The sequence below is a fragment of the Sphingobium sp. FW306-1B-F04DB genome, from assembly GCF_058781925.1.
The window spans coordinates 1-21,166 of record NZ_JBYSXE010000056.1 but is presented as its reverse complement, the minus strand read 5'-3'; the positions used below and the strand labels follow the sequence as shown (position 1 = coordinate 21,166).

At 62.1% G+C, this 21,166-nt stretch carries 20 protein-coding genes and 1 pseudogene; 6 read left to right on the top strand and 15 right to left on the bottom strand.

The genetic code is table 11. From position 1 onward, the window contains the following. Window positions 1–16: 16 nt before the first annotated feature. A complete protein-coding gene (locus tag AC3WJD_RS18760) occupies window positions 17–664 on the top strand; it encodes an SOS response-associated peptidase (protein ID WP_492748263.1) in 648 nt (215 codons plus the stop codon). Window positions 665–913: 249 nt separating this feature from the next. Here AC3WJD_RS18760 and AC3WJD_RS18755 read toward each other — a convergent pair whose 3' ends face one another. The 6 genes from AC3WJD_RS18755 to AC3WJD_RS18730 form a co-directional block, all read right to left on the bottom strand. Then, on the bottom strand, window positions 914–1,471 hold the full coding sequence (locus AC3WJD_RS18755; RefSeq protein WP_492748262.1) for a hypothetical protein: 558 nt from the start codon (window positions 1,469–1,471) through the stop codon (window positions 914–916). 1 nt (window position 1,472) lies between these two features. Then, window positions 1,473–2,366: a phytanoyl-CoA dioxygenase family protein gene (locus AC3WJD_RS18750; RefSeq protein ID WP_492748261.1), complete on the bottom strand. Its 894-nt coding sequence runs from the start codon at window positions 2,364–2,366 to the stop codon at window positions 1,473–1,475. 17 nt (window positions 2,367–2,383) lie between these two features. Continuing rightward, complete coding sequence (locus AC3WJD_RS18745; protein ID WP_492748260.1) at window positions 2,384–3,007, bottom strand: acyl-homoserine-lactone synthase; 624 nt, start codon at window positions 3,005–3,007, stop codon at window positions 2,384–2,386. A gap of 105 nt (window positions 3,008–3,112) precedes the next feature. Then, the gene (locus tag AC3WJD_RS18740; protein ID WP_492748259.1) at window positions 3,113–3,868 is read right to left on the bottom strand and encodes a helix-turn-helix transcriptional regulator; all 756 of its coding nucleotides are present in this window, start codon (window positions 3,866–3,868) and stop codon (window positions 3,113–3,115) included. 108 nt (window positions 3,869–3,976) lie between these two features. Continuing rightward, window positions 3,977–7,261: a VWA domain-containing protein gene (locus tag AC3WJD_RS18735; RefSeq protein WP_492748258.1), complete on the bottom strand. Its 3,285-nt coding sequence runs from the start codon at window positions 7,259–7,261 to the stop codon at window positions 3,977–3,979. 36 nt (window positions 7,262–7,297) lie between these two features. After that, window positions 7,298–9,052, bottom strand: a complete 1,755-nt coding sequence (locus AC3WJD_RS18730) for a vWA domain-containing protein (RefSeq protein WP_492748257.1) — start codon at window positions 9,050–9,052, stop codon at window positions 7,298–7,300. A 1,067-nt stretch (window positions 9,053–10,119) separates the two neighbouring features. Here AC3WJD_RS18730 and AC3WJD_RS18725 point away from each other — a divergent pair. From AC3WJD_RS18725 to xth, 3 genes are all read left to right on the top strand, one after another. Continuing rightward, window positions 10,120–10,635 (top strand): hemerythrin domain-containing protein, encoded by a 516-nt coding sequence (locus AC3WJD_RS18725; RefSeq protein WP_492748256.1) that lies wholly within the window; start codon window positions 10,120–10,122, stop codon window positions 10,633–10,635. Between the two features lie 116 nt (window positions 10,636–10,751). Then, on the top strand, window positions 10,752–10,952 hold the full coding sequence (locus AC3WJD_RS18720; RefSeq protein WP_492748255.1) for a hypothetical protein: 201 nt from the start codon (window positions 10,752–10,754) through the stop codon (window positions 10,950–10,952). Window positions 10,953–11,212: 260 nt separating this feature from the next. Beyond that, window positions 11,213–12,013, top strand: coding sequence for an exodeoxyribonuclease III (gene xth / locus AC3WJD_RS18715; protein ID WP_492748253.1), 801 nt, complete (start codon window positions 11,213–11,215; stop codon window positions 12,011–12,013). A gap of 510 nt (window positions 12,014–12,523) precedes the next feature. Here the strand turns inward: xth and AC3WJD_RS18710 are convergent. Continuing rightward, on the bottom strand, window positions 12,524–13,168 hold the full coding sequence (locus AC3WJD_RS18710) for a DUF1989 domain-containing protein (protein WP_492748252.1): 645 nt from the start codon (window positions 13,166–13,168) through the stop codon (window positions 12,524–12,526). Then, window positions 13,165–13,878 (bottom strand): guanitoxin biosynthesis heme-dependent pre-guanitoxin N-hydroxylase GntA, encoded by a 714-nt coding sequence (gene gntA, locus AC3WJD_RS18705; protein WP_492748273.1) that lies wholly within the window; start codon window positions 13,876–13,878, stop codon window positions 13,165–13,167. The genes AC3WJD_RS18710 and gntA overlap by 4 nt, the downstream gene beginning before the upstream one ends. 639 nt (window positions 13,879–14,517) lie before the next feature. Here gntA and AC3WJD_RS18700 point away from each other — a divergent pair. Together AC3WJD_RS18700 and AC3WJD_RS18695 are read left to right on the top strand one after the other, a co-directional pair. Continuing rightward, the gene (locus AC3WJD_RS18700; protein WP_492748251.1) at window positions 14,518–14,934 is read left to right on the top strand and encodes a hypothetical protein; all 417 of its coding nucleotides are present in this window, start codon (window positions 14,518–14,520) and stop codon (window positions 14,932–14,934) included. Window positions 14,935–14,968: 34 nt separating this feature from the next. Continuing rightward, a complete protein-coding gene (locus tag AC3WJD_RS18695) occupies window positions 14,969–16,084 on the top strand; it encodes an extracellular catalytic domain type 1 short-chain-length polyhydroxyalkanoate depolymerase (RefSeq protein ID WP_492748250.1) in 1,116 nt (371 codons plus the stop codon). A gap of 239 nt (window positions 16,085–16,323) precedes the next feature. Here the strand turns inward: AC3WJD_RS18695 and AC3WJD_RS18690 are convergent, their stop codons facing one another. The 7 genes and pseudogenes from AC3WJD_RS18690 to AC3WJD_RS18660 all read right to left on the bottom strand — a co-directional run bounded on the left by AC3WJD_RS18690 (window position 16,324) and on the right by AC3WJD_RS18660 (window position 20,137). Next, on the bottom strand, window positions 16,324–17,379 hold the full coding sequence (locus tag AC3WJD_RS18690; RefSeq protein WP_492748247.1) for a glycosyltransferase family 2 protein: 1,056 nt from the start codon (window positions 17,377–17,379) through the stop codon (window positions 16,324–16,326). 64 nt (window positions 17,380–17,443) lie between these two features. Then, window positions 17,444–17,616, bottom strand: a pseudogene (locus tag AC3WJD_RS18685) (IS3 family transposase); the annotation flags it as partial. A 112-nt stretch (window positions 17,617–17,728) separates the two neighbouring features. Beyond that, a complete protein-coding gene (locus tag AC3WJD_RS18680; protein ID WP_492748246.1) occupies window positions 17,729–18,319 on the bottom strand; it encodes an RES family NAD+ phosphorylase in 591 nt (196 codons plus the stop codon). A gap of 8 nt (window positions 18,320–18,327) precedes the next feature. Then, on the bottom strand, window positions 18,328–18,678 hold the full coding sequence (locus AC3WJD_RS18675; RefSeq protein WP_241633266.1) for an antitoxin Xre/MbcA/ParS toxin-binding domain-containing protein: 351 nt from the start codon (window positions 18,676–18,678) through the stop codon (window positions 18,328–18,330). 149 nt (window positions 18,679–18,827) lie between these two features. Then, complete coding sequence (locus tag AC3WJD_RS18670; RefSeq protein ID WP_492748245.1) at window positions 18,828–19,322, bottom strand: GNAT family N-acetyltransferase; 495 nt, start codon at window positions 19,320–19,322, stop codon at window positions 18,828–18,830. A gap of 133 nt (window positions 19,323–19,455) precedes the next feature. After that, the gene (locus AC3WJD_RS18665; protein ID WP_492748244.1) at window positions 19,456–19,614 is read right to left on the bottom strand and encodes a hypothetical protein; all 159 of its coding nucleotides are present in this window, start codon (window positions 19,612–19,614) and stop codon (window positions 19,456–19,458) included. A 259-nt stretch (window positions 19,615–19,873) separates the two neighbouring features. Then, window positions 19,874–20,137 (bottom strand): hypothetical protein, encoded by a 264-nt coding sequence (locus tag AC3WJD_RS18660; RefSeq protein ID WP_492748243.1) that lies wholly within the window; start codon window positions 20,135–20,137, stop codon window positions 19,874–19,876. Between the last annotated feature and the right edge of the window lie 1,029 nt (window positions 20,138–21,166).

Sequence of the window (21,166 nt, the reverse complement as noted above, 5' to 3'; positions counted from 1 at the left end):
GTGATATAGGCGGGCCATGTGCAACCAATATGCCTTGCGCCCCAGCCGCGAAGAGGTGGCGGCGCATTTCAGGGTGAAGACCCACAGCGCCTCAAATGCGCCTGAGGAGATCTATCCGGGCTATCCCGGCATGGTCGTCCACGAGGTGGGCGGCGAGCGGGTCATGCAGTCGATGACCTGGGGATTTCCGTATCGTCCGAAGGGCATGAAGCCGGACTCCAAGCCCAAGCCGGTCAACAACATGGCCGACTTGAGGAAACCGATGTGGATCGGCCTTGCGCGCAAGCCAGAGTGGCGCTGCCTCATCCCGCTCAGCCACTTCGCCGAAGCCGAAGGTCCCAAGGGTGCCAAAACGAAGACATGGTTTTCGGTGAAGGATCAACCGATTGCTGCCTGGGCCGGGCTCTGGCGCGTAAGCAACGAATGGGGCCCCGCCTATTCGGGCGCGATGACGGATTGCAATGACGCCATCCGGCCCGTCCATGACCGCATGCCCGTGCTGCTGCTTCCGCAGGACTATGACCGCTGGCTCCATGGAAGCTTCGAGGACGTATTGTCATTCCAGGAACGCTGCTTCCGAGACGATCTGATCGAGATGGAGCGCACGGGCGAGCCTTGGAACAAGCCTCGAAAGCCGGCCGGTGAGCAACTCATATTGCATTAAGGTCCTCGCTCAGAGGAGCCGCTCGGACGATCTGAACGAACGTCTGTTTTCGGGCGTCGAAAAGGCGTATTGCTTGTCCCAGATGAGGGCGATTGTGTTGAAAAAGTCGCGCTTGAAGTAGCGATGCAGTCCTGATTCAGTCTGTGCGGGCGAGCGGAGACGGACCCGCAATGACAGTGGGTTGCAACCTTAGGGCTCGTGAAGGGCGGGATGAAGTGCCATTTCACGCAAGCCCACGCCTTCCAAGGGTCAGTCGAGCCCGGCCTGCCGCATCACCAGCATGCGCATCAGCAGATCGAGCATCTGCCGATGCATGGCGTCGCTGAGCGACACCAGCCTCACGCGCTTGTCCTGGTCCGACACGGCACGCTCGACGACACCTTCGACCTCCATCAACTGCAGATGACGCAGCGCGGTCGTGGCCGGCACGTTGGCGGCGATGCAGGCGCTGCTTACCGGGATCTCGCGACCTTCCTCGCGCGCTATGAAAAGATCGAGCAGCACATCCCAGCGAGGTTCCACGAGCTCGGCCTGCCCAAGCACGCGATCACGTAGCCGGCGCTCTTTGTAGAGCAGCTTTGCGAACGCGAGACAGCATTTTCGCGGAGAATGCTCCAGCTGCGGCAGACCGTCGCGGATCGCGGTCAGGCGTTCGATTGCCTCAGACAGTCTGGCTCGCATGTTCGATGGGTCAAGGCCGCGTGGTCCGGGCCGGACGACGAATGTTTGCACCACCCGCTGCTCGACCACGCACTCCAGGGACGGGGCCTCCGACATAGCTTGCCCTCCTGTCACGTTGGTGCGCATCTCAAGCAGCCTTGAGCGCGCCCGACAGGTACGCTTTCATCAGCGCGACCTTGTCGGGAGCGATATGGTCTATGGGGCCGGGCAGATCCGATCCGGGTTCATCGAGCAGCAATGAGGGGCAGCGTCCTTCCCAATTGCCGAGATTGGGATGGTGCTGCCGGTACCCGACAAGGGCTGCCAGCTCGCGCGGGAACTGGCGCGCGACTTCGACGGGATACGCGAGCCACTGGTTCTCATGAGGCTTGAGCCAGCCCAGCGCATAGCCGACGATGACGCCGCGCCTGATGTCGCCCGAAATGTTGGCGCCGCCCTGGTGCAGTGTCGAGCCGGTGAAGACAAGGCAATCTCCCGGGCGCATCTCGGCACAGATCGCATCCTTCGCGGGTAGCAGCGGCGCATCCTGGCAGCGGTTACTGCCGGGCCAGAGAATGGTCGCCCCGTTGTTTTCACGATAATCGCTCAGCGCCCACATCACGTTGACGCAATATTCGATCTCGGCCTGCACATGGGGCCAGCTGTCCTGGTCACGGTGCGGCGGCTGCTCGACGGCGCCCGGATGGATCTCTATCGCCTGCGCAAGGTTCAGCTGGAGTGTGTCGCACCAGGGGCCGAGCAGGCCCTCCACAAGCTCGAGTACCGCCGGGTGCATGACGAGCCGGGCCACGACAGCTGAACGCCGGAGCAGGCTGTTGAAGCGCTTGGTCCTGGGGCCGTAAAAATCTCCGGTGCAAAAGGGCGCGCGCGCGAAAATCGGCACGAGCTCGGCATCGAGTTCGGCAATCAGCGAAGGCGCGGCCGCGCCGCGGATGATGCAATAGCCCTGGGTTTCAAGGTTGCGGCGCAATGCTTCTCGCTCGGCGTCGACAAATTGGGGGGTGGACGGCGGCGCGGACATGATCGGTCTCCCCTGTCTTACGCGGCAAAGCGCCGGTCGGGATAATGGAGCGATGTGGGGGCATGATTGCCGGCTGCTTGCAGCCCCGCGATCGTCGCTGTGCTTATCGAGATCCTGACCGCGCTCGTAGGCTTGCCGTCGATCAGCTGCGGCAGGCCGAGCGGCATGGCGTTCCAGCCCAGCGCCAGCATCTGGCTGTACCAGCCTTGCTCGGCGACCGCGGTATAGTCAGTGATCCCGGCGAGCAGCGCATAGTCGACGAGCGAGGTCGTGAGTTCGTTGCGGATGCGCAGCCGCTCGCTCGCCCGAAAGCGTGGATTGGTGACCGCCCTCGTGACTTCGTAGATCGCCGGTCCCCGTGGAACCGGACCTGCGCAGAGTCCTGGAAAGAGATCGCCCAGGATATGGGGGCCCTTGCTGGGAAGCAGGCGCACCGAACCCCGGTGCTCGCCTGTCACGCTATCGGTGTTGACCAGATAGAGCGCGTCCGCATGATCGAACTGGTCGACCTCGAACTCACCGCCGATGACCGGCAGATCCCATTTGAGGATGTCGACAAAGACGCGCTTGCGCACGCGGTGCATCTCGTCGAGCAACGGCTTGCATGTGAGACGATCGGACTGGTTGAGGATGACGGTCATTTTGCCCTCGGTGTGTCGCGGACGAGCAGACGCCTATTGTCTGCGCGCGTCATTCCAAAGAAATTGGGATTGCCAGGGACTCAGGATTTGTTGAAGCTGGACGGCTCAGCGTATGGCGTCGGTAAAGCTGATCTGCAGGTCGAACAGCGCGTGCACGACAAGGCTCGTCCGGTTTGCAACACCATATTTCTCGCGCGCCATCTCGATATGCTGGGTCGCCGTAGCCCTCGAGATGCCCAGGATCCGCGCGATCTCCCAATCGGTCTTGCCCTTGGCCACGAGCGTCAGGCAGTCGAGTTGACGCTGCGTGAGCCTGGGCCGCATGTCGAGATTGCCGCGCGCGCGAACAATTCGGCGCGCGGCCTCGAATGCGAAGGCTCCGGCCAGCTGCGCCATTTGGCATGCTTCCGGTCGCGGCGCCTTCTCGCCGATAGTGAAGGTGGCAGTGCCGAAATATTCCCCCGGGATGTGGACCGGGACCGTAAAGCCGTCGAGCATGCCGCGTTCGCGTCCTGCCTCGAGCATCCGCCAGTGGTTCGCGGTCATCGGCATGATCGAGGGAATCTCGGTCCAGCGGAACCCGACCGCCGTCTTGTAGCTGGCGAGGTGGACGGGATCGTCGGCATACAGCTTCTGGTCGATATACTGCTCGACCCAGCCGCTCGGATAGTTGCTCAGTCGCAGCGCCCCCGCGGGCGCTGCGAGGAAATCGACATGATGGCCGAGCGCGAAATGCGTGAACCCAACCTCGCGCGAAAAGCTGTCCAGCAGCTCGCCCAGCGCGCATGGATCGCCCGTTGCCTGGCTCCGCGAGACAAATGTCTGGACGTCGGCAATGGCCTGGAGACTCGCCCTCCGCATCCACGAATTGTTAACCTAGACGCAACCGAAACAAGAGCCGAAAATGTTCGGGACAAATACGCATCCTGACCCGGGCTGGTCTTCCCGGCAGCGCGTCGGACCCTCGGCTCATAGCTGCAGGGGCCTCGCCTCGATGGTGTGCACCTCGATCGAGGGAACTCCGGTGCCGTCCCCGCTCGTCGTGTAGACCGCGGTTACGTTGAGCGGGGCGAGGCTCACGATTTCCATGACGCCGATTGTGAGCGGCACCTCGACCGAGGCCGCCGCGCCAAGCACCAACTCCATGATCCTGCAGCAGTCCGTCATGGTCGCTGCGTGCGCGGGGAGCCGCATGACCGAGGACTTTCCGGCAACGCCGAACTTGGGCTCGCGGCCTGCCGGGGCGCCGGCGATCACCAGCGGGATCGGGCGCATGAGGAGGGGCACCTCTTTACCGGTCGAGTTGTGGACGTTGATCTCGGTCGCATAGCGGCCGCCCGCAACGGGGCTGCACCCGCAGCATTCGTCATACTGCACGCCGCAGACGAACTTGACGCTGTGGATGTAGACCTTGATGTCGGCGGGGCTGACGACAACCGGATCGCGCCCCGGCTGGGTCACCGAGATGCTCGGCGGCTCGACAGTGTCCGGATCGCTGCTGACATCGACCTGGTACGATCCGTCGCCGCGATCCACTAACGGCCCGGTGGGCGCGGTGCCTCCAACGGGCCCGATGACGAGGTCATCGCCCCGGCCCGGTCCCACCAGATTTCCGTACTTGTCCCTAGGCGTGAAGACGACCCGCGTGCCGGGCCGTCCGTCGGGTTGGGGGCCGATGGGTTCGGTCGTGACCGTCGTCTTGCCCGGATCGACTCCGACGTCGATCTGGAGAGACCAGGAAAGCTCACGCCGTCCGCGTTCGGCGCTCCCATAGCCTGCGGTTGCATGGAATGTGTAGTTGCCCTCGATGTTGAGCAGATCGGGAAGCGCCTTGCCGAAGGTCGCGCTTGGTTCGAAAAGCCCCCCGGTATCGGAAGCGGAATCCGAAAGCGCAAATGTGGTGTCGACATAGTTCGCAACGGGACTGCCGCTCGATTGCTCGATCTGCTGTAGCGTTGCCTGGCGCGCGCCGATCAAGTCGCCGTCGACGATTTTCGATGGACCGAGTCCGGATGCGGAAAGCACATTGCCCACACCCTTGTCCGGACGCGTCAGTGTCAACGACACTGCCACGCCCTCGGGCCAGCTGCCGTCGTCATAGCGAAGCATGACAAGCGGGTTGAACGGATCTCCGGTGTACCAGCGCGTTGGCCGTTCGGCTTCGGCAGGTCGTACAAGCCTGGGGCCCCCGGTCGGGATCACATTAACGAAATATCTAAGCGCTATCGCAGGCGGCGGAAATTCGCCGCCTCCCGGCCGGAATACGCGGACTGACCAACCGCCATTTCGTTCGGTCCCGACCGGAAGCGGGATCCGCAGATAGCTCCAGTTGCGACCCGAATCGGACTGGGTGCCTGCAGCGCCGTTGACGATGATCGCGCCACCGGGCGTCCTCACCTCGATCAGCAGCGTCGCGTCGGTGCGATCCCATCCGATGACGACGGTGATTGCTTCCTCGCCAAGCACTTCGAAGGCGAGCGGGTTTCCCACATTCTGGCTGGCGGGCAGGTCGAATTCCGGGTCGAAGAGCACGCCGCTCTCGAAGATGTTGCCAAAGGCGCTCGAGAAGAACTTCAGCAGCGCAAGCCCGCCGCCCGCGCGAAGGTACTGGCCCGAATGCGCCGCCGTGAGCGCGGTCAGGAGCGCGCCGTCAAGGCTTGATTCGGTTCCGAACCCGATCGCGTGGACCTGGATATCCGCCAGTCCCGGCTCGACGCTCGCGACCATGGGGGCGGTGTTCTGGAGCCCGTCGGTCAGCAACAGGATCGCGCGCGGGTTCGCGCCCGGTACGGGAATCTGTCCGCGCGCCGCATCGAGCCCGCCGCCGATGGTCGTCATCCCATCGGGGTTCAGCGCCCCGACCTTGCCCGCCGAGAAGGGTGCAGGACCGATCAGCGTTGACTTGTTTGCCGCCGTGACTGGATTGATCGCGAAGTCTACAGGACTCGACGCGCTCGTGCTGAACGACACCAGCCCCAGCCGGTTGCCCGTACCCGCGCGCACGAGTTGCACGAACAGCGACACGGCATCGCGCGCCGCCTCGATCTTCTTTCGCCCGGTCCCGTCGTCTGACGACATGCTTCCCGACCGGTCGAACACGATCATGACGTCGCGTGTAACTGCAGGCGGTGGCGTCGGAACGAGATCGGCTAGGATGTTGCGCGTCGGGGAATAGAGGAGCGGCGTGGTGTCCGAGAAGCACGGTGTCCCCCGCGACAGGATCCCGACGATCCGGCCGGCCATATCGAACAGGCCGGATCCCGAGCTGCCGCCCGAGACATGGAAGGTGTTGGGAACAGAGATGCCTGAATTGCTGCTGCCGGTGACCCTTGCGAAACCGTCTCCGTGGGGAAGCGAGAGCTTCTTGACCGCACCATTGGGATGATGGACGCCGAATACCTGCTCGTTGACGCCGGGCAGGTCGGGCCGCATCTGGATGATCGGGATCCCTGCGGGTGCCTCCGCGAGCTGGAGAAAGCTGTAGTCAAGCGTCGCGCCCTGATCCTTGTGCGCCGGCCGGCCGCCAATGTCGACGACATTCCTGACCTTGTAGAAGCGCGGATCATATCCAGCCGGACGGCTGCCGTCGGGAAGCGTCTGGTAGTTGAAGATGATCGAGCCGCTGCGCGCTTCGGCCACGCTGTAGCAATGGCCCGCGGAGATCGCTTTGTCCGTATCGACGAGAGTCACCGAGCAGGTCGAGAGAACTTCCTCGGTGCCGTGCGCATGCACCGAAACGATCATGCCGACGCTGCGCGCCACACGCGCGCGCACGTCCATCGTATCCGTCACCGCCGCCGCGTTCTCCCAGTCGGGCGGATTGGCGCAGTACCAGAAGGTGTCGTATTGCGGCTCCTGGTAGGAAGGCGGCTGGTAGAACGGATCGCTGTTCGAAAAGCTGTTGTGGCCAGTGTCACCGGCATGCCGCTCGCCGCGGCCGTATTTGTCGAGCTGGACACTGCCCCCAGCGCCGCCCGCGCTCACATAAGTGATCTCGACACCGGCCGGAAAGGCATAGACATTGATCGGCCGCGACCAGAATTCAGGCCCGTCCGCCGAGGTGAACATGTCGGTGCCGTAACCGAGCTTCACCTCGAGCCGGTCGCCCGCGGGCAGGTTCGCATTGAGGAAATGCAGCATCAGGAGCCGCGTCCCGCCGGGTGCGGCGGGAGGATTGAAGATGGTCGTCCCGCTGCCCGTGCCAATCGTGAGCGGCGGGCTCAAAACCTGGACCGTTCCGGTGACGTGCGACATGTCGGGTTCCCTCGTCTCTGGTGCTGTCGCGGCGCGCTAGCCGCGCCAGCCGCGGATGGCCTCGACCGAGATCGATGGCGCGTTGCTGTCGGCTCCGTCGGGGCCGCCGGTCGGTCCGGTCGTGTAGATCGCGGTCACGCTGACCTGAGCGCTCGCGGTCAGCTCGACAAAGCCGATCGAAAGCCCGTTTTGCCCGCTGACCGGCGCGCCGAAGAGCAGCTCGGTAATCCGGCAGCAATCATCGAGCGTCGCCGTGTGCGCGGGCAGCACGATCCGGTCCTCGGTCCGGAGGAGCGCCGCGCGAGGCTCGCGACCGGCCGGGGCTCCGGCGAGCACGACCGGCACGAAACGCTTGACGATCTCCACCTCTCGCGACGTGTCGTTATGGATCGCAATCGAGGTGGCATAACGGCCCGGCTGGACGGGAGCGCACTCGCAGGCGCATGCGTCCCGGGTCCCGCAGACGAACTTGACCGAATAGACGAATCCCTTGGGCGCGCATGGAGGCACCGTGATCTGGACAGCCTTCTGGGCGACGACCGTCCCGTCCGCGACGACGTCGATCGTGCCCGTGACATGTTGCGCCTCGGGTCGGCACGGAATGCCGGTCATCACGAGCTTGAAGTCGAGACTGTGGTCGCGATCGGACGCGAGCGGACCATATCCGGCGACAGGCGACAGGGAGGAGACGAACGGCGCTATGGAGGCGGACGGTACGAGCTTCAGATTGTTGATCTGGCCGATTGCCGACGAGATCAGGTCAATGATCGTGTCGACGATGGCCGTCGCGTCGATCCCGGTTACGAACTGCCCGCCCGTCGCCGCCGCGATCCGCGTAGCCTGGCCGGCAGCGCCGCCTGGGACGCCGCACTGCGACTGGTAATCGGTCGCGCCCGACTTCGGATCGTCATCGAGACCGGGGTTCTTGGTCGAGATTGCGAGCACCGCGATGCCCTCGGCCTGGAGCCTTGCCGTGACCGAGGCCTCGGTGATGGCGACGCCAAGTCCGGATGCGGCCGCGCAGATCGGATCGTGCGACGGCGCATCGCCGAACCACACGATGATGCGCCTGGCAGCGCTCCGCCAGCCGATCGACCCCGAGGCGGGCTCCGCGAGGGAATGAAGCGCAAAGAAGGCAGCCTCGGGCAGGTCACCGCCGCCGAGCGCTGACCAGGCCGTGATCGCGGCCACGACATCCGGCGCATTGAGGGTCGGCGCCAGCTGGTGCTGGAAGGCAAAAGGATCGCCCCCGAGGAAATCCTTGTAGTTACCGACCCCGAACGCAAGGTCGACGCCAAGGCCGGCGAGCGTCGTGAGGATAGAGTTGGCGCCCGCCTGCACCGCGCTCAATATGCTTCCCATCGAGCCCGTCGTGTCGGCGAGGATGTAGACATCGGCCTTGACCGGCGCGGCATTGCCGGGAACCTTGACGACAAGCGTCTCGCCCACCGTGTCCCCGGGATTGAGCGTCAGCACATTGGTATCGGGCTGGATCGTGATCGTTGCTGCCGCGATCGTTCTGCGCACGCGTCCGGCGAGCGCGTGCAGGTCGGCATCCGGACGGCTCGCGGCTTGCGGAGCCGCGCGCTTCGTGGGCCGGCCCTTCTCGTCGAGCGCGATCGCATGCGCGACGAGGTTGGGATCGCTCACACTCGTCACGATGAAATGGTGGGTCGTCCGGCCGGATGCCGGGTCGACCTCGTCTTCATGGTGCACCACCAATGGCGCCTCGAGCTTGAATTGGCTCTGCGCACGCGCAACCGCCTTCGCCAGCAGCGATTTCTTGACCATTTGCGCCTCCGTGGCATCGGCGAACCAATGGATGCAGGATTCACATTCCTGACCAGCCAGCGCTGCATCCATGCAGCGTAATTCACGCGAGGAAGCTCTGAGCCGTCGATGATTTGCCGATTTTTCGGCTCGGCCCGTCCAAAAAGGGAGCCGTGCCTTGAAGCGGGGAAACCTCGCCGGGTATCGCCAATACTTATATGCGTTCTCCCGAGACCGGTCCAGAACCGCGGCGTCTGAACTTACGCCACTTCGGTGGATGTCGTGTCGCCGGCTCCTGTCGGACGAGATGTCGGTTCCAATTGGCGATTATGTCGATTACAAACCCACGCGGGAGCCTGGCACGAAATGCCTCCGCGACCGCGCATCATCTGGTGTTACAGAGAGGAAATGACGGACACGTCTCACGCAGCTCGAAAAGTTCAAGCAAGCTGCCCTTGGAGCGCATTCACGCCATTTCGGATATAAAAATATCGGGCGTGAAATTGACCAATGATCCACATTGGCTTGCCACTGCATCGCGGACGTCAGAACCACAAACATCGACCTTTTCCCAGCCGCTGACGATTTGATGTCCTGCGAATGAAGGCCGCTGCAAGCGCCCTGGCTTCGGCAATCATTGCAAGCGAGGCGGTTTCACTCTCCGCGTTCGGGCGGATCATATTGGGGCGGCACTTGGGAGCGTAGCTGTCGGGCAACAGCACGAGGTCACAGGGCATCCCGCCCTGGTTCATAGGGACAAGGCGCGCAATGCCGGGCTGCACCGCATTTATGGCGGCGATTTGGCGTGCAAGCTCAGCGCCTTCGGCCCTGGGCAATATCCCGATTGTAAGTGGCCACTTCGAGTTTCCGTTCCAGCGGCCGGTTGTGTCAATGAAGGAAGCGCCATACGTGCCGGGGAGGGCGGTGAGCAGCTCAAGCGCAACCTAGCGGCATCTAGGTCATCGGCATCCGCGAAATCGTATTGATGCGGGTTAAGATCGCCGATGGCTTGGGGCCACGAGGAGGCGCGCCGCGTTACACCGGATACAGACCGCCATTTTGGCGGCCGAACCGCCCGGAGATAATTCATGGCCGCGACCCAAACCCAATCCAAGACCAAGTCCAAATCCAGTTCTAGGGCAGCAGGTGCGGCGGCCAGGCCAGCCGATGCAATCAAGCTGCTCAAGGACGATCACAAGGAAGTGAAGGGCTATTTTGCCGAGTATGAGGACCTGGAAGACGAAGCCGAAAAGCAGGCACTGGCGGACAAGATCTGTCTCGCGCTGACGGTGCATGCCCAGATCGAAGAAGAAATCTATTACCCGGCGACACGCCGGGCGACCGGGGATGATGATCTCCTCGACGAGGCCGAAGTGGAGCACGCCAGCGCCAAGCAGTTGATCGCCGAAATCCAGGCGATGAAGGCGGGCGACCGGTTGTTCGATGCCAAGGTCACCGTACTTGGAGAATATATAAATCATCACGTCGAGGAGGAGGAAGGCGAAATGTTTCCCGAGAGCCGGGACGCCGATCTCGATCTCAAGGCGCTCGGCGCGGAAATGGCGGATCGCAAGGCCGAGCTGATGGCGCAAGCGGCCGGCTAGGTCCGGTGAGGGGTCGCGCATTTGCGCGACCCGCCTGTGTCGCAAAGCCCATCCCATCGGCGCGGCACGGGTTGCCGCGGGTCAGCCGGTCCAGTTCCTCTACGAAAGGTTGCCTTGTGACAATCATTCCCCATGCTGCCCGGCCCTTGGCCATTCCCGGCATCGCAAGCGCGGTGGGGGGATTGGTTCTTCTCGACGGCCCCAATGGCGTCGCGTCCACGTGGACGCCCGAGGCCGCCGCACAAACGGGCCACAGTCTCGTGGCTGCCGCCGCGATTGCCCAGCGGCACGGCGCGACGCACCTTCGCGATGACTGATCTGGCGAAGGCGTGCATGGCCTGAGGACAATTGCCACGTAGCGTGCGACAGTTATGCAGGCGTTTGAAACCGTAGGAGCGGTCCGGCTCATTGTTAGCCGGCGCGCCATGATTTTTCAGCGAGGCGCTCCGTTCGCCCGCACATGCCGAAGCGGAGGAACGGTTCCTTATGATCAGGAAATCGAGGCATCCAGAAGGGCGACGGGCAGAAGGGCGACGGGACTTGGCTGGCGGCGCCGACGAGCGACCGGGCGACGCCCGTGAAGATCGCCACCTATAACGTGAACGGCATCAACGGCCGGTTGCCGGTCCTCCTGCGCTGGCTGGAGGAAGATCAGCCTGACATCGTGTGCCTTCAGGAACTGAAAGCTCCGGATGAGAAATTTCCCCGCAGCGCACTCGGCGAGCTTGGCTATGACGCTATCTGGCACGGACAGAAGAGCTGGAATGGCGTTGCGATCCTGAGCCGTGTGGGCCAGATCCACGAGACGCGGCGCGGGTTGCCCGGAGATCCCGATGACAGCAACAGCCGTTATCTCGAAGCCGCTGTGAACGGCGTGCTCGTCGCCGGGCTCTATCTGCCAAACGGTAATCCCCGGCCGGGCCCACGATTTGACTACAAGCTGCGCTGGTTCGAACGATTGATCGCCCATGGTGCCGAACTGATGGCAACGGGCGCGCCTGCCATGATTATTGGTGACTTCAATGTCATGCCGACCGAGCGTGATGTTCGCAGGCCCGAGCGCTGGCTCGATGACGCGCTCTTTGCACCTGAGGTACGATCAGCCTATTTCCGCCTGCTCGACCAGGGCTGGACCGACGCGCTTCGCGCGGTTCACCCGGACGAAATCATCTATACCTTCTGGAAATACTGGCGCGGCGCGTTCGAGCGCAATGACGGACTGCGCATAGACCATATATTGCTCAGTCCCTCGCTTGCCGATCGCCTCGTGGATGCGCAGGTCGACACGCATGTGCGCGGATGGGACAAGAGCAGCGATCACGCGCCGGTCTGGATCGAGCTGTCGCACAAGGTGAAGCGCGGCCAGGGAATGCGCTGAGCCGGGCGCCGCGGCCATTTCTCTGGGATGATCACGCCTGGTGGCCGACCAGCGACCTCTGGAGAACATTTGCTGTCGCTGTTCTACCTTCTTCCAACCGAAGCCGCGAAGCTCATTGCCGACCAGTTGATCGAGGCAAGACAGGTCACGTCGGAAGTGAAGGGTGAGGGCTGGCGATTGCGCTGATCTATCAATCCGGAGGTGGTGGGGTTTCGGGAAGCGAAGGGGCCGGCCGCTCGTGATCCGGATTCTCCGGCACGATCTCGGGGTTGCGGGGGACCGGCTGCTCGGCAGGCGATTCTTCAACCGGGCTTTCGGGGGAAGATTGCGGCTCGATCTTATCGGGCGATGGACTCTCAGGTCGCGTGGCCATGCGGACGTTCCTTTCCCTCGATCAATGCCGGCGAATGAGGTCGGGTTCCGTCCTGCAGTGCGGCCGCCGCCAGGAGGTCTCGCGCTTGATCAGGCCTTGCCAGCGAGCGCGCCCGGGTGAGGGGGGTATTCGGAGGATCAGTCCGCGTTGCGGTCATTTCCATCAGCAGCAATGATCTCGTAGTGGATCGGTTTGAAACTGCCATTGTTGGATTGCAGTGCCGAGCAAGCGGTCAAGCCGATGACGAGATCCATCCGGGCTTCGAAAACGATCCGGTCGCCCGCCCGGCTGAGCGGCGGCTCGACTGTGAAGGCGCCCGTCTCCCCGTTTACGCGCACATTCATGAAACAGTTGAATGCCGTGGGGATGGCGTCGGGCGCGACCCCGAATGGGCCAAGGGCCTCGACGAGATTGCCGAAACATCCACGGTGCGGATGCGCATCGCCATATATTATGCGGAATGTGTCGGCTGAGCACGGCGTGAGCAGGAAGTCGTGCCGGCCGACCGTATCCTCGACGATCGACAGCATCACATTCGACCGGTTGGAATAAAGGGAGTCGCCGGTCGTGAGATAGATGCGGCTCGCATAGTCGAGTGTACGCCCCGAGGAGAGCACCTCTCGTTTGTCGGCAAGGCCGTACGCCAGCAAATCAGCAACCTGTTCGCCCAGCGGATCGACCACGACAAGCCGCTCTCCACGTCTCAGGCAAAATGCAGTGCCCGAGCGCGGGGATATTTCGCGGAGCGCAGATGTCACATGGCAAGCGTCCTGCGCGGTCATAGTGCTGAAATTCCGTGGAGACGCGACAGGTCAGGATCCATTTCGGCGTCTTCCCGGCGGAAGGGACAGAGCCAAGCTTCATCGACGACCCTTCCGCTATATTGCCGTGCTTCCGATCCAACGCCGTGACGCTCGAGCATGGGGTTGATCGATCCGGCAAAGTCCACATCGCGCTGGAGGATCGACTGGCGCAATGTCTCGTATCGCCCCTGGGTGCGCAGCTGTTCAAACTGGTCATGAAGGTTGAATACCAGGCAAGGGCGTTCAAACCGACGGGCGGGCCGGCTTGCCTTGGGATGCAGACCCACGACAAAGAAGGCTTCGCCGGCAAAGCTTAGCGAGAAATGCGGACTTTCAGGATCTGAACTGACTCGCGGATCGGGTTTTTGGCCCAGCCATTCGTCCTTGTCGCTAAGCGACTGAATGCGTGCCCAGAGTGCCTCTTCAAATGCTTCCTCATCGAGATGTCCTGGCCCTTCAAAGATCGTGACGATTGTCTGGAACAGGGAAGGCGAGCGCTTGTAATCTTCCGCAAGCTTCAAAAGCTGCGCGTAGATCCTCAAGTCATCCCATCCCGACGTGATGTCACGCGCGATGATGATATGCATCTGTTGTCGCGCGAGGGCGGATTTGGCTCCCACACATGGAAAGTCGCGATCTTTGACAAATGTGCGAAATCTTTCAGCGAGCGGATTTCGCTCGTCCTTCATTGCACCAATCATAAACTGATATCCTTTGATTTTGTCATGGGCGCGCGGTTCGAACAGATTAAGCGCCACGCGGCGGGTTCACCGCCCCATCGTGCCACGCACGCGCACATGAAGAAGATCCGGTCCCGGCGGACGGGATTGCGGGTCCGCGAAGTTTTGCGGCTCTGCATCTGGAACGTGCTGCTCCTCACTCCTGACCGCTGCGCCGTAGGTGGCCGCGAAAGAACGATGAATCTTCGCGATTGAGGAATCGGTTGCGTTCCGCGCTGCTTCCAGTGCCTCGCTGGCCCGTCTGCGGAAGTATTCGGAATTGTTTTCACAAGGCATGCGAGCCTCCAGCCTGATACAAGCGGCAGATCTTCAATGTCTGACATCCGACGCATGCTTGCGGGTCGCGGTGGCATCGATGAACTACTTTTAAGGCGCAGTCTGGAAGCTCGCTACAACCTCGATCAAGATTTTCCAATATTGCGCTTGGTCACAACCTGGCCTTTGCCCCACGTTCATCTGCGAGGAGGGTAGCCCCTTCGCCAATGCGAAGGCGCCGCAACGCCAGATACCCTGCAGGCGGCCTACGGAGGCCTTGCAGCTTCTCGGCATCATCCCTATACCATCCACATGGATGGCGGAGATGGCAATATGTCTGGAACGGTTCCCGAACTCAAGCCAAAGGCGGAGAGCGAAAAGATCACGATAAATCTGGGTTTTGTCGATCTCGGCCACATCGACCTGCTCGTCCGGGATGGCTTTTACTCCAACCGCACCGACTTCATTCGCACCGCAATCCGCAATCAGCTGGAGCGGCATGGCGAAGCGGCCCGGAAATCGGTGATCCGCAAGCAGCTTGAACTCGGCATCAGCCACTACACCCGCGTGGATCTCCAAGAAGTGGTCGCGTCGGGCGACATGCTGGACATCCGTGTACTCGGTCTTGCATCGATTGCCGCCGATGTCCCGGCCGAATTGGCCAGGGCCGCGATCCGTTCGCTGACAGTACTTGGCACACTTCACGCCAGCGCCGCCGTCAAGGCAGCGCTTGCCGACCGCATTTCCTGATCCGTCGCGCGCTTCTGCCCAAAGGAACACTTGTATGACGACGACACTCCATCCCGCCATGGTCCAAGCATTGCGCTTGACGCGTGCGGGCAATCTTGCCGAAGCGACTGCGCTGATACAGGCCACTCTCGCAGGTGGCGCAGTCCCATCGCCGTTGACCGCCGCGTCGAGGGACAATATCGCCCTTGAGCCGCGTCGCTTGACCACTAGGCTACCGGAACGCGCGCCGGCGCCGGAACTGCGGACATCACCGACTGAGCGCACGGGTGGTGTTGCGGGCACCTTCGAGCAGCAGGCCTACGCCGGCCCGGCAGGCAGGCTGGGCTATCTCATGTATATCCCGGCCGGCGCCACCCCGGGGATGCCGCTCGTCGTCATGCTGCACGGCTGCACTCAGTCTGCGGAGGATTTCGCGCGTGGGACCAACATGAACCGGCTCGCCGACGAGCGCGGCTTCCTGGTTGCTTACCCCAGCCAATCAACGGCAGCGAACCCGCAGAAATGCTGGAACTGGTTCAGACCGGCCGATCAACGGCGTGACAAAGGCGAGCCGGCGCTCATAGCCGGGGTCACCCGCCAGGTGATCGCTGACCAGCACGCAGACCCCGCCCGCGTCTATGTCGCGGGATTGTCGGCGGGCGGGGCGACGGCCGCGATCATGGGCGCCGCCTATCCCGACCTTTATGCCGCAGTTGGCGTCCATTCGGGGCTGGCCTGCGGAGCTGCGCGCGACTTGCCGAGCGCGTTAAGGGCGATGCGAAGCGGCGGCGGCGCGGGTTCTACAACGAACGGCAACCGCTTCGTCCCGGTCGTAACCTTCCACGGCGATCGTGATACCACCGTGCACGAGATTAATAGCCGCGAGATCATTGCAGCGGCTTTCGCCGCGACTAATGGTTCCCTCCAGACCAGCACCGAAACCGGCCGCAGCGCCGGAGGCCGCAGATACACGCGCGAAACAAGTGCCAATGACGAAGGGCAAGTTCTGATCGAGCAATGGACAATCCACGGCGCCGGGCATGCCTGGTCCGGCGGGACCAACTCCGGATCTTACACCGACCCCAGCGGCCCTGATGCTTCGCGCGAGATGCTGCGTTTCTTCCTTGAGCACCGATCGAATCACGACACGCGCGGCCGTCCAACAGGATGATCACCCGGGTCCGCCCAAGCGCGTTCCTTAGCCGGACGATCAGGGCTGAATGCTGATCCCTTGGCAAAACCTGCGCCGCCTTCGCCCTTGATCAGATTTGGAGCAACTTTGAAGAAGGGATAAAGAGCGCGGCCGATAATCCAGACGAACCGGGCGCGGACCGTTCTAAAATGTCTGCCCGTGTGGTCCTTGACGGTCCGGAGTGAGAGTCAGCGCACACGGGACGCACTGCGAAGGATTTATGCCTCCGCCCCTTCTGCGTTGTCGGCGGACCGCCGTGATGCTTTCGCCTGGCACGCTGTCCTTATTTTACGCTCAAGCAAGCTTCGCGGGGTGGCCGCGTACTTCAGTCGCGTCGCGCGATAGCGTACGCCGCCACGGAGAAGTCGCGTCCCCAACGCCATCCACGCGGTCACTGCCCGTTCGGCGAGCCATGCCGGAGCCCAAAGTGCGCTGCTCGCGGGGAAGGCAGTTCGTCCCCGTCCTCTCCGGCGACCTATTTCTGCCGCGACTACGCTGCAAGCGGCAACCACCACGAGGGCGACCGGGCCGCCAAACCCACCGATAAGCAATGCCCCAGGCAAAAGCGCCAACTGCGCCGCAAAGTGCCCCGGCCGTGCCCATTCGTCATAAGCCTGACGAATGCGTTGCGAAAAGAAGTGCCGTGCGTCAGGCGGGCGGCGCACTACGAAAAGATCGAGCGGCGATGCCTCGCGTCCCCCGGCTGCCTTGATTGTGCGAACCAGCTCCAGATTCTCGAAGAGCACCTCGCCTGAATAACCCCCCGCATCGAGCAGAACCGACCGGCGGATACCGAGCGTACCGGGCCAATCCCCGTCTCCCAGGCGGTTCAGGAGGCTGCGCGCCGTATCCCAGCGCGCATGCCAGGGCATGGGGCGGAACACGTTCTGCGGTCTCACCACCTCATATTCCTGCAACAGGGTCAGCATCCGGATGACTTCTGCCCGCCTGTAGCGCACGTCGTCGTCTGCGATGAGGACGTGGTCGTGATATGCCGCCGAGACGCCCGTCATCACGCCTCCCACCTTTCCGTTCGTGGTCTGTATCTGGGGGCGGATATGTCGGACGTGACCCGACCAGGCGCGGGAATGTGCGTCGAACACCTTTTCGGAAGAGCCATCGACCACGATGACATCGTCGAGCGTGCGGCTGAGGCGGCGCAGGTAACCCGTTAGCGCCATTGCTTGGGAAGTTTGTGTAGCGATCGGAAGAACATAGCTGCCGATCAAAGTCTTTCCCCGGTCCGAGGCATGGCGATCGGCGGCGTTCTCCATAATAGGGAGAACCACTACCGAACCCTAAATTTTCCACGGACAGCAGAATAAACTTCAATCTCGCGGCTTCGCGCTGAGCGGCGGGCCCTACCACTTTTTTGACAGAAGCTCACGAAGCGCGGCCGCATCCAACATCTGATCGGCCAGCAGCTTCTTCAGCCGGGCGTCTTCCTCCTCAAGTTGTCGCAGCCTCCCGGCCTCCGACACCTCGAGCCCCCCATACTTGGCCTTCCAATTAATGGGATGGACGGCTCTCCCTCCTCAGCGGACGCTAATCGCAACTGGAGGAAATTACCCGGGGCAGGTCAGCTGGGACGGTGACAGGCTGGTCTAATCGAAACCCGACCTTTTATCCCGAATGGATGGACAAAGTAGAGGTCAACGCCGCTGCCTGGCGAGACAATGCTGCCGCCTCTGTATTGGTTATATTAGGGGGTGTGAGGGGGGCTTTGAGACGATTTTCGTCGTCGATTAGCGTGAGCAGCGTTGGCAGTGTATTGCCCCATTTCCAGATGACAAGATTGAGGTCGTCGACCGATGCGCCGGCAGCATAGCTTCGAACCTGCATGCCATTGAAGCCCTCAGCCACAAGACTCTCTGCAAATATCTGCGTCGGAGCTTTGCCGTGGAGCTTCATCTTGTCCCGCCAGCCGGCATCCGCGAGCGCGGCCGCGCTCATCCCGTAGGGCTTGAGCGCGCTATCATCTTGCCCATTGAAGATGTTCGCGATGTCAGCGTTGTAGGAAACCAGCGTTGTGGGCTGTAAGGTACCAGATTGGTTCGCTTCCTTGATCGCGGTCAAGATGGTGAGTGAGCAATAAAGGGCGGGCATCCCTTTCGGGTTGAACCGCCCCCCATAGAGCTCGGCGCCACGGCCAGAGAGCGGGTCGCTTGCATAGACCGGATTCACAGCTCGATAGAGCTTATCTCGATAATCCATGCGAGCCGTCAGGCGTAGACGCCAGCGTCGACAGCGTCGATGAATTCCAGCACCTCGTCTGTTCGGCCTTCTTTGACCAACTGCATCGCAGTCCGGCCGGAAAACCCGGGCAGTGGTTCCGAGCGATACCAGGCATAGGCCATCAAGGCGCTGCCGAAGCGAGGTTCCACTTTGTTGACGACTTCGACCATCTCGCGAAGGCGGCGTTGCGTCTTGTCGGAGCGCATTCGATCGCGGCGTTGAATGGCGTCACGCCCGAGTCCGGCCGATCGGGCGACTTCTTCGGTGGTCGTGCGGAATGCAGTGGCGATCTTGACCGGAGCAAGAAGGCCGTCATCTGCATATTGTGCCAAGCTCATAACACATTCCTCATCACAGCAATTCTGACGCAATATAGCGTCATTTTACGCGCCAAGCAAGGCGGCCCGATGGATTGCTCGGCGCTCGGCCGCCTGGACAAATTCGGGATAATCGCATTGAACCGTCGGTTCATAGGCCATGGACGGCGCTAATCGGCGCCAATGGATAGTAGCCGCCCAAGGTCGCGCCAGCCATAGGCGACCTCGAGCAGGCCTGTGCGCTTCTCGGCGATGGGCGTGCCGCCGAGGTTTTCGTAGAAGCGCCGTGCGGATCTGTTCTGCTCGAGCACCCACAGGCTCACCGCATCATGGCCGCGCTCGAGCAGGGCACCCGCCATGGCCTTCATCAGACCGGACCCGGCACCCTGCCTCTGAGCGCAGCGGAGTACGTAGAGCTCGCTGATCTCGCCGGTGAAGCCACGATTGCGCAGGAGCGGCGTGCGCTGCACATTGCAAGATCCGTAGCCAACAACCGAGCCATCCTGGTCGGCGACGAACGCGATGGCTCCGTCCCAAGCCTTGGGCCGGTCCAGCATGCGCTGCCAGCGTATGGCTTGATCCGCAATCGAGAGCCCGGTCAGCATGGCATCCGGCAGCAGGCCGGGGTAGGTCTCGCGCCAGGCGGCGATGTGCACTTTCGCCATAGGCAGCACGTCGGCGTCCGTCGCCGGGCGTATTGCAGGTGGGAAAGGTGCGCGTTTCGCCGGTTCGTTCACGCACGGAATGTAAGACGAATGTGGTGTCATCGCCAGCCGACGCCCGTAGAACGATGTCCGCTCACATGACGAGGACGTCGGTCAAGTTTGTGTAGCGATAGCCGCCATATTCGAAATATTCGGTTGGAATACGCGTGATTCCATAGCGTTTCATCTGCGCTGATGCCTGCTCGCTGGCTGGCAGCCGCTGATCGCCTTGACTTTTCTGAACGTCGTCCATGATCAATCTCCGCCTATTGGGCTCCGGTCACGCGCAAGCGCTGCGTGCAGGTCAGCGGGATCGATCGAGCATGTGCGCGAACTGGTTCCGTCTCGCAATGTGATGAGCGTGCCGATCCGGCGCCAAGCAAGGCGACCATTGACATCCAACGCCATTTCGTCGGTTTCCACATCGAAAGTCCCCGCGGAATGTGGTTCGGTGAATGTCTTGAGAAGAAATGGCCGAGTGAAGGTCGCGGAAGACCGCCGGGTGCGGACCGTCATGAGAGCCTCCCGACGTTCGCGCCGCCTTCGTTCATCCACGCGTCCACGGCATAGTCCAGATCCCGTCGAACCGACCGATCCTTGCCGCGCCTTGCGAGCATGCCTTCCAGAACCTGGTCATCATCCTGTCTGGGCCCGGTTCGAGACCGACGCAGCGCCCGCCATGCGAACCGGGCCGGCGCTACGAGGCTTTGCGCCGCGATGCCGATCATCTTGATGGTGGAGGAACCCCATCTGGGGAAATGTTGAAGTTTCATCATGTCGCTCCCGACTCAAGCGGGAGCGCGGTGGTCTCTCAGTCACTGGACGCTTGGAAAAATGTCGGATGATGTCCAATCATACCACACCGCAGGATCAAGCCGGCATCAATTCGCATTTGCGCACATCGGGCGGCAGGCAGGCGCCGGAATCCCCCAGAATAGCGGCTTTGGCGTGTGGCGGGGCCGACCGGTAAGAGCAGCAATTGGAACAATGTTGACACGAGATTGATGTCCGCAATGGGTCCGCTCGCTGTCTTGGCGCGACGCCGCTTCCAATGTCCGCTACTCCACCCTTATTGCCCGAAGGGGGAGCCGACCGAGAGCGGTCATCTTTCGAAAAATCTGAACCTGAATCGAAGGCAGCTCACATGACGAGGACGTCATTTGATCCGCGCCCCGCCGCGGTAAACCTCCGGGGCATTGCTGACGGCGTCACGCTCTCCTGCTCAGTGCGGAACAGAAACGATCCCCGCAAGTTGAAGTACTCTCTATGCCAAGGAGAAATTAGATGAACCGCACCGTCGGCATTAGCGTAGGTGGCTTGATCCTTTTACTTATAGCCGTTGCGATCATTTTTTGACGCCGCAAAGTGATTTTTCGATGGCGGCGCCCTCGATCATGCAGGACAACGTTCGCGGCGGCTTCCATCTCGATTGGCGGATCAACGCTGGCCAGATTGTTGAGCTGCAACCGTAGTCGTTGCCTCGATGTGACTGGGTCAGCTAACGCATCACCACGCCAATTCCAGCCCCCGCGCGATTAGCTGAACCAGCGGCCCCGTTTTGGGATGTGTGGTTCGACGATCGAACGGCCGACGTTAACCGAGGTCGACGTGGCAATGACCTTATCCTCTGGAACCTTGGAGGCCGCAACGCCCTACGAATATGTCGCCCGCATCTGGACAGAAGAGCCAAGCCGATTCAAAATCGACCCGTGTCACCACTCTGCGGAACTAGTCATCTGAATCTGAAGTTCGGCTCATTGTTTTTTGGCAGAAGCGTTTGACGGAGGCGAGGATTTCGTCTGCGG